At 38.0% G+C, this 14013-nt stretch carries 11 protein-coding genes and 1 rRNA gene; 7 read left to right on the top strand and 5 right to left on the bottom strand.

Features of this window, described 5'->3' with window-relative positions; translation table 11 throughout:
- Window positions 1–5: 5 nt before the first annotated feature.
- Window positions 6–2465 (top strand): TonB-dependent receptor, encoded by a 2460-nt coding sequence (locus KIV10_RS11415; RefSeq protein ID WP_214113755.1) that lies wholly within the window; start codon window positions 6–8, stop codon window positions 2463–2465.
- A 22-nt stretch (window positions 2466–2487) separates the two neighbouring features.
- Here the strand turns inward: KIV10_RS11415 and KIV10_RS11420 are convergent, their stop codons facing one another.
- Entirely contained in the window at window positions 2488–3636 is a 1149-nt protein-coding gene (locus tag KIV10_RS11420; protein WP_214113757.1) for a cysteine desulfurase family protein, read from the bottom strand.
- Window positions 3637–3783: 147 nt separating this feature from the next.
- On the opposite strand from KIV10_RS11420, the gene KIV10_RS11425 reads away from it, so the two are divergent.
- Complete coding sequence (locus KIV10_RS11425) at window positions 3784–4680, top strand: hypothetical protein (protein WP_214113759.1); 897 nt, start codon at window positions 3784–3786, stop codon at window positions 4678–4680.
- Here KIV10_RS11425 and KIV10_RS11430 read toward each other — a convergent pair whose 3' ends face one another.
- Window positions 4681–5229: a Smr/MutS family protein gene (locus KIV10_RS11430; RefSeq protein WP_214113761.1), complete on the bottom strand. Its 549-nt coding sequence runs from the start codon at window positions 5227–5229 to the stop codon at window positions 4681–4683.
- Between the two features lie 160 nt (window positions 5230–5389).
- On the opposite strand from KIV10_RS11430, the gene KIV10_RS11435 reads away from it, so the two are divergent.
- The gene (locus KIV10_RS11435; protein ID WP_214113763.1) at window positions 5390–7336 is read left to right on the top strand and encodes a T9SS type A sorting domain-containing protein; all 1947 of its coding nucleotides are present in this window, start codon (window positions 5390–5392) and stop codon (window positions 7334–7336) included.
- Between the two features lie 72 nt (window positions 7337–7408).
- Here the strand turns inward: KIV10_RS11435 and rocD are convergent, their stop codons facing one another.
- On the bottom strand, window positions 7409–8653 hold the full coding sequence (rocD, locus tag KIV10_RS11440) for an ornithine--oxo-acid transaminase (RefSeq protein WP_214113764.1): 1245 nt from the start codon (window positions 8651–8653) through the stop codon (window positions 7409–7411).
- Between the two features lie 146 nt (window positions 8654–8799).
- Between rocD and rlmD the strand changes: the two genes are divergently transcribed.
- The 3 genes from rlmD to KIV10_RS11455 are packed head-to-tail and all read left to right on the top strand — an operon-like array spanning window position 8800 to window position 11442.
- The gene (gene rlmD / locus KIV10_RS11445; protein WP_214113766.1) at window positions 8800–10209 is read left to right on the top strand and encodes a 23S rRNA (uracil(1939)-C(5))-methyltransferase RlmD; all 1410 of its coding nucleotides are present in this window, start codon (window positions 8800–8802) and stop codon (window positions 10207–10209) included.
- A gap of 32 nt (window positions 10210–10241) precedes the next feature.
- On the top strand, window positions 10242–10742 hold the full coding sequence (locus tag KIV10_RS11450) for a DUF6452 family protein (protein WP_214113768.1): 501 nt from the start codon (window positions 10242–10244) through the stop codon (window positions 10740–10742).
- Window positions 10714–11442, top strand: a complete 729-nt coding sequence (locus tag KIV10_RS11455; protein ID WP_246516276.1) for a DUF6048 family protein — start codon at window positions 10714–10716, stop codon at window positions 11440–11442. Before KIV10_RS11450 ends, KIV10_RS11455 begins: the two co-directional genes overlap by 29 nt.
- A gap of 9 nt (window positions 11443–11451) precedes the next feature.
- On the opposite strand, the gene KIV10_RS11460 is transcribed toward KIV10_RS11455, so the two are convergent.
- Entirely contained in the window at window positions 11452–12612 is a 1161-nt protein-coding gene (locus tag KIV10_RS11460; RefSeq protein ID WP_214113772.1) for a THUMP domain-containing class I SAM-dependent RNA methyltransferase, read from the bottom strand.
- Window positions 12613–12740: 128 nt separating this feature from the next.
- Here KIV10_RS11460 and KIV10_RS11465 point away from each other — a divergent pair, with 128 nt between their 5' ends.
- Window positions 12741–13409 (top strand): ZIP family metal transporter, encoded by a 669-nt coding sequence (locus KIV10_RS11465; protein WP_214113774.1) that lies wholly within the window; start codon window positions 12741–12743, stop codon window positions 13407–13409.
- A gap of 377 nt (window positions 13410–13786) precedes the next feature.
- Here the strand turns inward: KIV10_RS11465 and rrf are convergent.
- Window positions 13787–13895 (bottom strand): 5S ribosomal RNA (gene rrf, locus KIV10_RS11470).
- Window positions 13896–14013: the final 118 nt, after the last annotated feature.

Genomic DNA, 14013 nt, shown 5'->3' on the forward strand with positions numbered 1-14013 from the left:
TACTTTTGAAAACAATAAAACTTCCGCTTTTTTTCCTCTTCGTTTTTTTCGCAACTACCGTTTTCGCACAAAAGGCTACCATTAGAGGTTTGGTGATTGATGAAAACAATGCTCCGCTTTCAGGCGTAAACGTTACCCACGACGGGACGGGAACTATTTCAGATTTCAACGGATTTTATCTTTTGGAAATTCCATCAAACCAAGAAGTTATTGTGAAGTACTCGCACGTGGGGCATAAAAATGTGACGCTCCGCTTTAATCTGAGCCCGAATGAGGATTATGAATTTAATCCTGTCATGAAAACGGAAATTGAGCAGATCACGGAAGTTGTTATTTCTGGTCGCGAAAATAAGCGTGTGGAAGGTGTAGTATCCTTAGATCCTGAAACCGTTCGTAAAATGGTAGGTTCCAATCCTGGAGTAGAAAATTTATTAAAATCGCTGCCCGGGGTAAACGGTAATGATGAACTGAGCACACAATACGCGGTACGTGGCGGAAATTATGACGAAAACCTTGTATATGTAAACGAAATTGAAGTATACCGTCCCTTTTTGATACGTAGCGGTCAACAGGAAGGTTTAAGCTTCGTGAATAGCGATCTTACAAGCAACGTGGATTTTTCAGCTGGAGGTTTTCAAGCAAAATATGGCGATAAACTTTCTTCTGTTTTAGATATTACCTATAAAAGGGCAGTTGATTTTGGAGCAAGTTTAGACCTCAGTTTTTTAGGGGCAAGCGCTGCGGTTGAAGGAATTTCAAAAGACGGAAGGCTTACTGGTATCACAGGCATCCGATACCGTGATAATAGCTTATTTGTGGATGCCAAACAGACGGAAACAAATTTCCGCCCCAGATTTGCGGATGCGCAAACTTATTTAACTTATAAATTCACCAATAAATTTGAATTGAGTTTTTTGGGAAATGTTTCCATCAATCAATATGATTACCAGCCTCTTACACGGCAGACAAATTTCGGAACGCTTACAGACCCTGTTGCACTTTTAATTTTTTATGAAGGACAGGAAGAGGATCGGTACAACACGTACTTCGGCGCACTAAAATCTACGTGGGTTGTTTCTGATAATTATACTTCAAAATTTATTGGCTCCATCTATCAAACCACAGAACAGGAATACTACGATATTCTTGCTGAATATCGCTTAGGCCAAGTCAACACAAGCATTGGGAGCGAGGATTTGGGCGAAGTTGAATTCTCTGAAGGAATTGGAGGCCAATTGACCCACGCCCGTAATGATCTTGATGCGCTTATTGTGAATGTGGAACACAAAGGAAATATTTCAATAGATGATAATAATATTGAATACGGTATAAAATTTACCCGCGAAGATATTCGTGATCGCGTACAGGAATACGAAATCATTGATTCAGCAGGGTTTTCAATCCGTCCGCCGGTACTTCCGGGAAACAATCAGCCGTATCAGCCTTACGACGCACCCATCACTCCGTATACGAATATTCGCGCAATCAATGATGTTCAAATAAACCGTGTTTCCGGTTACGCACAATGGAGCCGCAGGACGATGATAGGTACTAGCGATCTCTGGCTGAACGCCGGCGTACGCGCGCACAACTGGACGGTAAGCGGCGATGCCATTGAAAGTGTAACCCAAACGGTATTCAGTCCTAGGGCACAAATAACTTTAAAACCAGATTGGAATATGGATATGCTTTTCAGGCTTTCCGGAGGGCTATATCACCAACCACCTTTTTATAGGGAACTACGGGATTCTACTGGAACCGTGCGCCCTGGGGTTAAAGCGCAACAATCTGTACACATCGTTTTCGGGAACGATTACAGTTTTAAAATGTGGGATCGGGCGTTTCGATTGAATTCTGAAATATATTTTAAGGATTTAACAGATGTAAATCCTTATACACTTGAAAACGTTCGCATTCGTTACCGCGCACGCAATAATGCCGTGGCATATGCGTACGGACTTGATCTTCGCTTGGCCGGGGAATTTGTTCCCGGAACTGAAAGTTGGCTGAGTTTTGGGTATTTGAAAACAGAAGAAAATATCGAGGACCGTGGTTATATTTTTAGGCCAACGGATCAACGCTTGAAATTTGGCGTCCTTTTTCAGGATTACGTAAAAGTTATTCCTGATTTAAAAATGTACCTTAACTTAACTTACAACACCGGGCTTCCGGGTGGATCACCAAGTTATGCAGACCCATACGATTATCAAATAAGACTACCCGATTATAAACGTGCCGATTTGGGAATTAGCTATGTAATTGTAAACGAAAATAAATTACGCCAAAGCGGATGGCTAAAGCCATTTAAAGAACTGACAATTGGTGCAGAGATATTCAATATTTTTGATGTACAGAATTCAATTACCAGCACTTTTGTAAGAGATGTTTATACCAAAGTACAATATTCCATTCCAAATTTTTTGACGCCAAGGGTTTTCAACCTCCGTACGACAATGAGGTTTTAATGGAAAAATTGAGAAGAAAAAATTAGTTTTCGATAAAATTTTTCAGCGTTTCAACCACATAATCCACTTCTTCTTTGGTATTGAAACTGGAGAATGAAAAACGAATGGACGGTTTTTTTAAATCCTCTTCAGATAAAAATGCTTTCAAAACATGTGATCCGCCTTCACTTCCACTCTGGCAGGCACTTCCTTTTGAACAAGCAATTCCATTTAAATCAAGTTGAAAAAGAAGCATTAAAGCTTTTTCGGGTGAAATTGGCAGACAAACATTAAGAAGTGTATAAGTACTGCGCTCATTATTGTCGCATCCGCCATTAAACTTTACGTTGGGAATATTTTTAACAAGCTGTTGTTTGAAATAGTCTTTCAATTCTGCAACATACGCACGCTCTTTTTCCAAATTCTTATACGAAAGTTTTAATGCTTCCGCCATACCCGCGATAGCATACACAGCTTCGGTCCCTGCACGCATTCCCCGTTCTTGGGAACCTCCATGAATCAAAGGCTTTAAACCTGAATTCTTTCTTATAAAGGCAAATCCAGCGCCTTTGGGACCGTGGAACTTATGTGCCGCGCCTACTGCAAAATCAATGGGAATTTCAGAAAAATCCAATTCAAAATGCCCAACGGATTGTACCGTATCGCTATGAAAAAGTGCATCATATTTTTTGCAAAGAAGTGCGGTGCGCTTTAAATCCAGCATATTGCCTACTTCATTATTGATGTGCATTAAGCTCACCAGTGTCTTTTCAGTAGAATTTTTCAGCAGTTCTTCCAAATTTTCATAATCCACTTGCCCACATTCATCAAGTTTCACATAATCCACTTTTACACCGGGGTTCATTTCTAAATCTTCGCACGTATGTAAAATGGCGTGATGCTCGATTTTGCTGGAGATAATTCTTTTCACGCCCAGATCGTTCACACAACTTTTCAGAATAAGATTGTCCGCTTCGGTACCTCCGGAAGTGAAAATTATTTCGGGCGCAGAAACGTTGAAAAAACCTGCTATCTCTTTTCTGGCATTTTCCAATAAGGATTTTGAAGATCTGCCGTACGAGTGTGTGGAGGATGGATTTCCGTATTCGGTTTTTAAAACTTCAGTAATACAAGTAATAACTTCGCTTCGTAATTGGGTTGTAGCCGCGCTATCAAAATATACTTTTTTCATGCCTTTAAACTATTTTATTCCAAAAAAATTACTTGTGTGAAAAAAATTCCGATGACGGCAAAAATACATATTAAATAGGTTTTGTGACATTTTCAGTTAAAAAGAAATACGTTACTTTGTAGCGCATCTTAAATTTAATTGAATAAAATGAAACAATTTCTTGCTCTTATATTTGCCGCTTTTCTCGTTCAAAGTTGCGACGACGGAGACATTATAGTTACGTCTTTTGATTTTTCTGATGAAAATCTTGAAATATGCGGCGAGGTGGGAAATTATGTTTTTTTCAAAATAAATGACGATTTACAGGAGAGCATTTCGTTGAAATTGGGAGCCACTGACAGCATTTTCAATACGCAGGACGAAATACAAATTTTTAACCTCGACGGGGCAACCAATTTTGTGAATTACAGAACTTACAACGCGACAATTGCAAATGATTATTTCTGTAGCAGCGTGCCACCAACCAGTCCGGGTATTTTAACCGATTACCGAAGTATTTCTGGAAGCGTGGAAATAACTGTCACTTTTGAATACGACGATAATGATGGAATTCCTGCCGAATTCGAAATGCCGGAAACCTTGGATACGGATGGAGATGGCATACCAAACTATTACGATTTTGACGATGACGGCGATAACGTTCCCACAGCATTTGAGCTAAACAATGAAGATGATACCGATGACGACCCGAATACAAATCCATTGGATACTGATGCGGATGGCACCCCAGATTATCTGGACATGGATGACGATGGTGATGAAGTATTAACAATAAATGAAGAACCGATAAGCGCAGACTTGAACCCCAGAAATGATATTGAAAATGGCAGTGAAATTCCTAATTATTTACGCGAAGACAGATCAGGATCCGTGGATACCACGCAATATATTGAACATACTTACACTGTTAGGAAGACCATTAGAGTAACTCTTAAAAATTTGGTTTTGGTGAATGGTGAAGAAAGTTTAACGATAGAAACCTTAGAATTGGGGACTATCGAAAATATCGCTTTTCCAGATGTGAACATCACGCCCACATTTTAATTATTGAGCGGCATTTTGAAAAATATAGACCTCGGTAGCACCTTTGCCATATTTCTGATAATCTGCATCGTAAAATTTTAAGTTTTCATATCTGTTGAACAGAAATTCCAACTCTGTTTTTAGAACGCCCTCACCCACTCCGTGAATAAAAACGATTTTTTGAATTCGTTTTGAAATAGCAAAATCCAGCTGTCGTTGGGCAGTTTCCATTTGAATATTCAGCATATCGTAATTACTAAGTCCGCGAGTTTTTTCAACCAAATGGTGTATGTGGAGATCTACTTCCATTGGCGGAAGATTTCTTTCTTTTGGCTTAAGGCGCTGTGTTTTGTTTCGTCTTGGCTGGCTTTTTTCAGATAAAATGTCATCAATATCCATTTGTGCCAGTTCCTTTTTTGAAAGGGAACCATCGAGAACAATAAGTTCATCCGCTTCAAAGATTATTTCGAAACCATCTTTGGTTTCAATTGTGATTTGCGAACCTTTGATATTAATAACGATGCCAGAAATATCATCATCCAATACCGAAACTTTGTCCCCTATTTTCATGTTTTAAATTAAATTATATTTTAACGGATGTAAAAACCTAAAAACGAAATTTTTACGTAAATTCAAAATATATGTTTGACTTATGAAAAATCTTTATAAATTTGCATTGATTAATAAAGGCTTGTCTTCCCAAAGGGCAATTCTTTTAAACCCCAAAAATATGAAAAACCTACTACTTTCATCTTTTCTCCTATTTTCATCTTTTTATACTTTCGCGCAGCTTACGGTAAAACCTGTAAATGCATCAACCAATTCTTATATCTATGTAAAGGATCAAGTTTTGTTTGTGAAAGAAGATGTGAATCTTTTGAAAAACAATCCGGGATTAGCTACTAATGCTTCCATTTATTTACGTGATAATGGTCAACTTATTCAAGGAAACGATGCAGCTTTAAATGATGGGAATGGTTCTTTAGCCGTTAGGCAAACAGCTCCCGGAGATGATGCCTATGATTATAGATACTGGTGTTCCCCCGTCGGCGCTCCAAATATTGCGGGATCTGGAAATAAAAACTTCGGGATCGGTATAATCAAAAATATTACAGGTACGTCGTTGACAGATTTTTCTGCATCAGCTACAACAAATAATTTTGAGGGATATAATAGTCCCGTGGTGACAATCTCAAAGCGATGGTTGTACTCACACGTAAACCCTGGCACGGAGGCAGAAGCAGATTATGAAAGAATATACGCCACCCAAGTTCCTGCCGGATTTGGATTTACCATGAAAGGATTGAACAATGGAGGTGCTGGAGCTACAGCTGGAAACCATGCCCAAACGTATGAGTTTGCTGGACGTCCTAACAACGGAACTATGGCTATACCAATTTCTGGAGAGGTTGCGGGGAAACTTCAAATGACCTTAAGTGGTAATCCGTATCCATCTGCGTTGGATTTGAACAGGGTTTTTTGGGATTCAGATAATACAGAATTGGGATCGTTCTTTTTCTATGATGAAGATCGCACAGTAAACTCTCATTTTTATAGCCAAAAGCCATACGGATATGGAACTTACGTTCCAGGGCCATCAGATCCGGACGGATTTCAAGAAGGAACCTACACTCGTGCTACTTTTTATATTTGGAATGCTAACGGAGGTTCAACCAGCACTGGAAACACATCCACTTTAGTCGATACGGAGCATCGATTTGCGCCTGTAGGTCAAGGGATTATGTTTGTTGGAAGATCTGATGCACCTACGGATGGATCTGGATCAATTAATATTAAAAACTCGCACAGAAGATTTATCAAAGAAGGGCAAGCAAATGAATCAGTTTTTCACAGAACAAACACTTCTACTTCAGAAGAAAATGAAGAAGACTGGGCTTTAGTTGCTGATCCATCTTCAGGCTTAGCCGTTCCACCAGTTGATACTCGCATACCGCAAACCCGTTTATACGTGACTTTTGATGGAGCAATTACCAGGGATATGCTTTTGGTTTTTTCTGATCAAGCAACGGATGGATACGATAGAGGTCTTGACGGTATGCACCCGATGAATATTATGAATACCGGCTCTGATGCTTACTTTCCAGTTTCTGTTACAACTGATACAGACCTTAAACCATTTGTAATAAATGCGGTTCAATATAATCTAGGGAAGCAGATTCCTATAACTTTCAAATTGGTTGAACCGATGAAGGTTGAGATTAGAGCTGTTGAGCAAATCAATAAACCCTATCAAAAGGCGTATTTGTTTGATAGCCAAGAATACACTTTTCAACCACTTACGGCTGAGGCAACATCAGGATTTTTCCTTCCAGCCGGAGAATATAAAGATCGTTTTTACATAGTCTTCCGAAGTCCAAATGAACACAAAGCTGCACTACCAAGCACAATTGCCACAAAAACTACTTTGGATAATGTAAAATTTTTCCAAAACAATCCGGCCGGTCAATTGGAAGTTAAAAACCCAGCAGGTTACAATATTAAATCAGCTGGTGTTTATGATATGAGCGGAAAATTGGTTCTTTCACAATCAAATATTGGAACCAGCCGAAATTTCACTTTCAATACCAGCAATCTTAGCGATGGTGTTTATTTGGTAAAATTGGTAACAAATGATGATATCAATATCGATTATAAAGCGATAGTTTATAATAGATAACAATATTATTGATAAATAAAAAAAGGCGCAATTAATAATTGCGCCTTTTTTTTAGTAGTCTTTTCTAGGAAATTACACCTCAAAATCTTTCAGCGTTTTAACAATTATTGAAACGCAACCCAATAATTGTTCCTTATCCATAACAAGAGGCGGCGCAAAGCGAATAATATTTCCGTGGGTGGGTTTAGCAAGCAATCCATTATCTCTCAGTTTTAGACAAATATTCCAAGCTGTATCACTTTCTTCGGAATCATTTATTACAATGGCATTCAACAAGCCTTTACCTCTCACTAATTTAACGATGGTAGAATTTTCAATATATTTATTCAATTCACTTCTAAATAAACTGCCCAATTTCTCAGCATTTTCGGCAAGGTTTTCTTCTTTTACCACACTTAATGCTGCAATTGCAACCGCGGCAGCTACCGGGTTTCCACCGAAAGTTGAGCCGTGCGTTCCTGGCTTGATTACACCCATAACAGCATCATCTGCCAAAACTGCCGATACTGGGTAAGCACCACCACTTAAAGCTTTTCCGAGAATCAAAATATCTGGCTTTACATTTTCGTGATCGACAGCCAAGAGTTTTCCTGTTCGAGCAATTCCAGTCTGTACTTCATCTGCAATAAAAAGCACATTATATTTTTCACACAATGCTTTGGCTTTGCTTAAATAACCTTCAGACGGTACATAAACTCCGGCTTCACCTTGTATAGGTTCTACCAAAAATCCAGCAATGTTTTTATTGCTTTTTAATTGCGCTTCCAAAGCTTCAAGATCATCGTAAGCAATTTTTATAAAGCCTTTTGTGTATGGGCCAAAGTTTTTCCGAGCAGTTTCATCGTTTGAAAATGAAATAATTGTCGTTGTTCTTCCGTGAAAATTATTTTCACAAACAACAATTTCTGCATCATTTTCAGCAATTCCTTTCTTTTCGTAAGCCCATTTTCGGGTTATTTTCAAAGCAGTTTCAACAGCTTCGGCACCCGTATTCATTGGTAATAGTTTATCAAAATTGAAAAATTCACACGCAAATTTTTCATATTTCCCGAGCATATCATTATAAAAGGCTCGCGAGGTTAATGTTAACGTTTGCGCTTGCTCGTTCATCGCGCCAACGATTTTTGGGTGGCAGTGCCCTTGGTTCACAGCAGAATATGCAGAGAGAAAATCATAATATTTTTTTCCGTCAACATCCCAAACATACACTCCTTCTCCTCTATTAAGTACCACTGGGAGCGGATGGTAATTGTGCGCACCATATTTATTCTCTAAATCAATAGCTTTTTGTGAAGCTTTTTGTTCAATAACTGACATAAAATTGTAATAATTTGAAGTAAATTTTAAGTGATTCCTGCTTTGCGGAGAGAAATCATCCTTGATGCGCAAATTACTAAATTATTCGCAGTTTTTTTGAAGGTTTAAAGGGTTTTAAAAGTCTCAATTATACTATTTTTGCGGCTATGGCGAGAAGAAATAACAAATTGGTTTTTGAAAATCTACATATTATTGATGCCGGCGCAAAGGGTAAAGCCATAGCCAAAGCTCCTGACGGAAAAGTTGTTTTTATTGATAATGCGGTTCCCGGCGACATTGCTACCGTGCAGACGCACAAAAAAAGGAAAGCATATTATGAAGGCTCTGCAATTGAGATAACCCAGTTTTCTGAAAAAAGGACAAAACCCGTGTGTCCCCATTTTGGGACCTGTGGCGGTTGCAAATGGCAAAATATGGGGTACGAGTACCAGCTTTTTTACAAACAGAAGGAAGTGGAGCAAAATCTACAACGCATTGGCAAAATTGAACTTCCGCCATTTCAGCCAATTTTAGGTTCTAAAAAGCAATATTTTTATCGCAATAAAATGGAGTTTTCCTTTAGCGATAATAAATGGTTGACGCTCGACCAAATAAAAAGTGGCGACACGATTGAAAATAAAAATGCACTCGGTTTTCATATTCCCGGGATGTGGGATAAAATCTTGGACCTTGAAATTTGTTACCTGCAAGCAGATCCCAGCAACGCCGTTCGCGATTTTGTAAAAGAAAAGGCCCAAGAATTGAATCTATCATTTTTCAACACTCGAAATCAAGAGGGATTTTTACGCACGTTGATGATTCGAACTACTTCAACGGGTGAAATAATGGTGTTGCTTCAATTCTTTCACGAAGATAAAGAAAATAGAATTTCACTTTTGGAAGCAATTGCTGCTGAATTTCCCCAGATTAACTCATTGCTTTACGTTATCAATTCAAAAGGAAATGATACGCTTTATGATCAGGAAATTAATTTATTTTCTGGTCGCGATCATATTTTTGAGGAAATGGAAGGACTTAAATTTAAAATAAATGCCAAATCATTTTATCAAACAAACAGCGAGCAGGCTTATGAGTTATATAAAATAACACGGGATTTTGCTGGGCTTACTGGTAATGAATTGGTTTATGATCTTTACACCGGAACGGGAACCATTGCTCAATTTGTTTCAAAAAAAGCGAAAAAAGTTGTTGGTATTGAAGCCGTGCCAGATGCTATTAAAGCCGCGAAAGAAAATGCGACACTTAATAATATTGATAACGTATCATTCTACGTGGGTGATATGAAAAAAGTTTTCAATACGGAATTTATAGAAACCCACGGCAGGCCGAACGTGGTTATAACAGACCCACCCCGTGATGGAATGCACGCAGATGTAGTTGCCCAACTGCTTCAACTTTCGGCGGAAAAAATTGTTTATGTTAGTTGCAACAGTGCCACTCAAGCGCGCGATCTCGCACTATTGGATTCACTTTATAAGGTTACCAAAGTGCAACCTGTTGATATGTTTCCGCAGACCCATCACGTTGAAAATGTTGTACTTTTGGAAAAACGCTAATGCATTCAGAAAAATAATCTGAAATAAAAATAATGCTGAAAAGAATACTTTCACTACTAATAATTGCCTTAGTTTTTAAAGGCTGTACCCGGGACGATATCTGTCCGCAAGGTCTTGTCACCACACCTTTGTTAATCATTACTTTCAACAATTTCCTAGACCAGGATGCCCGGAAAGAAGTTACAGGTTTAAGCGTGGTTACAAATGATATGAACGCCATTCAAGTTGTAGGGAGAACGAATACGGATTCTATTGCCATTCCCTTGAATACGAGTTCAAATACTACCCAATATCGTTTTATTTTAACTCAACTGAATGAAGCCAATACACTGGATACACTAAATATTGACACGGTACAGTTTCTATATGAAAGGCAAAATTTATATGTAAATAGAGCTTGTGGTTTCAGCACGCAATTCACCAATCTCACGGAACAACTTGAAAATGACGGGAGCAATTGGATTCAAAATATAGTTGTTAACCTTCAAACTGTAAATGAACAAAATGAAGCGCACGTTACTATTCTTCATTAGCCTGTTTCTCATTTCACACCTTTGTGCCGCCCAAAGTGACGATTCGGTTGGTAATGATACGGTTCCAAAAATTGAAAAATACGGCTTGCGCGTAGGTGTTGATTTAGCGAAACCCATACGTTCGCTGGTTGAAGATGGCTATTCCGGTTTTGAACTAGTTGCAGATTTTCGTTTGAGCAAAAAGTTTTATGCTGCCGCCGAATTAGGAAACGAAAGTAAAGACTGGATTGAGCCCAATATTGATTCCCGCTTTAGTGGAAGCTATGCAAAATTGGGGTTTGATTACAACGCTTACGAAAATTGGCTCGGAATGTCGAATGCTATTAATTTGGGTTTACGCTATGGATTTTCAACATTCACAAATGAATTAAACAGCTACGGAATCTACACGACGAATCCCGTTTTCCCAACCGAAAGAATCAACGAACCGCAAGAATTCACTGGCTTGACCGCTCATTGGGCAGAATTGATTGTAAGCATAAAAACAGAGCTCTTTAGCAATCTATATCTATCTATTAATTTGCAACTGAAGCATAAGTTTGCTGAAGATAGACCAGATAATTTCAACAATCTTTATATCCCTGGATTTAACAGGACGTATGATTATAGTGAATTTGGCGTGGGCTATGGCTACACTATTTCATATTTAATTCCCATCTTTCAAAAGACAGAAATGAACGAAGTTGAAGCTGAAAATTAAGATGTAATTTTATTGCTTGCTGGCTTTTCTACTGCCCTCATATATTTCATATCGCACTAATTTTGCCTCTAGTTTCCCATTAAATAACTTGATTTTCTTTGAAGGTCTCAAGCCTACATATTTCAGCGCTTCAAAATTTGAAGTAATCATCCACGCTTGCGTTCCGGGATAACTGCGTTTTAACGTATTCCCGATAGAACTATAAAACGTTTCAATATCATTTATGGATATGCGCTCATCGTAAGGCGGGTTGAAAACCATATATAACGGTTTTTCAGTCATTTTTTCGCTTTCAAAAAAATCTTGATGCTTTACTTCAATAAAATCTTGGAGATTTGCGCTTTTAATATTTTCCTTCGCTTTTCGAATCGCGACCGCATCCGTATCATATCCCCATATTTTATGCGGAAATTCACGAATTTTTTTCAATGCAGATGATTCAATTTTTTCGAATAGATCCACATCAAAATCTGGCCAGGTTTCAAAACCAAATTCGTCCCTGTTTAAGTTGGGCGGGATATTACAGGCAATCATCGCAGCCTCAGTCAAAATAGTCCCCCCACCGCACATAGGATCCAGAAAATCACATTGGCCGTTCCAGCCCGCCAGCATAATTAACCCAGCAGCAAGCACCTCATTTATGGGCGCTAGGGTAGATTCAATTTTATAACCTCGTTTATGTAATGATTCCCCAGAACTATCTAGCGAAACCGTGCAAATATTTCTATCTATATGAATATTTATGCGAAGTGTGGGATGGTCCAGATCCACATCCGGACGAGAACCTTCCCTATCGCGAAATCTATCAACAATAGCATCCTTAGTTTTAAGGGCGATGTACTGGGAATGCGTAAAAACATCTGAAAAAACAGTGGCATTTACGGCGAGTGTACCAGAAACACTCATATAATTTTCCCAAGGCATTTCGTAAATTTTTTTATAAAGATCTTCTTCCGTAAAAATATTAAATGCGTGAATAGGTTTTAAAATCTTGATAGCCGTCCGGCAACACAAATTGGCTTTGTACATAAAGCCGGTATCGCCTTCAAAAGAAACATTTCGGGTACCAATTTCAATATTTGAAGCTCCCAGATGTCGAAGTTCTTGAGCAAGAAGTTCTTCTAGCCCAAAGAGCGTCTTTGCTACCATTTTAAAATTCTTTACTTCCATACAAAATGTAGATTTCCTGCAAAAATACAGTAATTTAGCGGTGCGCATTGTCTTAGTTAAAAAGAAATATCAATTGCCTTATTTGACTGATGTGTTTTGAAAGCTTTCTGAAATTATCTTGAATTTAGATGAATTATCTCCTTTTATTTCTGGCTGTAGCCGTTGGATATTTAATTGCCAATTTTTTGAAGCGAAAAGAGCTGCGGAATATGGAGGTTTTTTTAGCATTCAGCGGAGCATTTTTACTTTCAATTACAGTGTTCGAGCTCTTACCTGAAGTATTTGAATCGCCGTCCAAATCAATAGGAGTTTTCATAATGATAGGAATTTTACTACAAATTTCGTTGGAATTTTTCTCGAAAGGGGCAGAACACGGCCACATTCATTTACATTCTGAAGCAAAACAATTTCCGTGGCTGTTATTCATTAGTCTCTGTATTCACGCATTTTTGGAAGGCTTTCCCATTTCGGAAGAAAATAACCTTTTACTTGGAGTAATAGTACATAAAATTCCTGTTGCTATAATTTTATCTTTCTTTTTTATTACAACAGGCTATAAAAAATCAACGACATTTATATTTCTTATATTCTTTGCATTAATGACACCTTTGGGAAATTTTATCTCAAATAACTATTCAATTATTGAAAAATTTGAAACGGAAATCAACGCAATTGTAATCGGTATCTTCTTTCACGTATCCACAACTATACTATTTGAAAGCTCTAAAAACCACAAATTCAATTTGAATAAAATGAGCGCTGTTTTAGTTGGGGTGCTACTAGCATATTTCCTTTAATTGAAATTATAAAAAAAGTAATGTATATTGCTATTGTATGTTTGATGTATCAAATCTCCAATGTGAATTTTTTAAAGTGAATCTTTCAACGTGTTTAGTATAACATTAATATTTGATGCGTCTTATTCTGAGCTTACAGAAATTTAAATTTTAAACTCTTTAATTTGAAACAAAATATCTTTCGAAAATACTTCTGATAGAAGATCGATAACAGATAAGTGCATTTTTTTATCAAAGTTTGATTTTTCTATTGCAAGACAAACAAATTAATGAGCATCAAGAGACCGATTAACGCTTCTTTTTTTAGAATTTCAGTTAATCTTTCTCGATCTGTTGCATAAAAAAAGTCCCCTCCGTTTCTTGGAGGGGACTCTAAAGGAAGGCGGCGACCTACTCTCCCACGGGATGCAGTACCATCGGCGCAAACGGGCTTAACTTCTCTGTTCGGAAAGGTAAGAGGTGAGCCCCGTCGCTATAACCACCTTAGTTTTAAGTTTAAAAGTTTGGATCTTACAGGTTTAAGAGCTATTCTCATAAACACAGACCACTGAACTTATAAACTGTCCGCCATCGGCGGACAAATATCTTGACATAGGGGAAACGA

It is taken from the genome of Aequorivita echinoideorum (assembly GCF_018476645.1).
Taxonomy (GTDB): domain Bacteria; phylum Bacteroidota; class Bacteroidia; order Flavobacteriales; family Flavobacteriaceae; genus Aequorivita; species Aequorivita echinoideorum.

Coding starts and splice junctions, on each gene's coding strand:
- KIV10_RS11420 (WP_214113757.1), bottom strand. CDS start 3,636: ATGAAAAAAGTATATTTTGATAGCGCGGCTACAACCCAATTACGAAGC.
- KIV10_RS11425 (WP_214113759.1), top strand. CDS start 3,784: ATGAAACAATTTCTTGCTCTTATATTTGCCGCTTTTCTCGTTCAAAGT.
- KIV10_RS11430 (WP_214113761.1), bottom strand. CDS start 5,229: ATGAAAATAGGGGACAAAGTTTCGGTATTGGATGATGATATTTCTGGC.
- KIV10_RS11435 (WP_214113763.1), top strand. CDS start 5,390: ATGAAAAACCTACTACTTTCATCTTTTCTCCTATTTTCATCTTTTTAT.
- rocD (WP_214113764.1), bottom strand. CDS start 8,653: ATGTCAGTTATTGAACAAAAAGCTTCACAAAAAGCTATTGATTTAGAG.
- rlmD (WP_214113766.1), top strand. CDS start 8,800: ATGGCGAGAAGAAATAACAAATTGGTTTTTGAAAATCTACATATTATT.
- KIV10_RS11450 (WP_214113768.1), top strand. CDS start 10,242: ATGCTGAAAAGAATACTTTCACTACTAATAATTGCCTTAGTTTTTAAA.
- KIV10_RS11455 (WP_246516276.1), top strand. CDS start 10,714: ATGAAGCGCACGTTACTATTCTTCATTAGCCTGTTTCTCATTTCACAC.
- KIV10_RS11460 (WP_214113772.1), bottom strand. CDS start 12,612: ATGGAAGTAAAGAATTTTAAAATGGTAGCAAAGACGCTCTTTGGGCTA.
- KIV10_RS11465 (WP_214113774.1), top strand. CDS start 12,741: ATGAATTATCTCCTTTTATTTCTGGCTGTAGCCGTTGGATATTTAATT.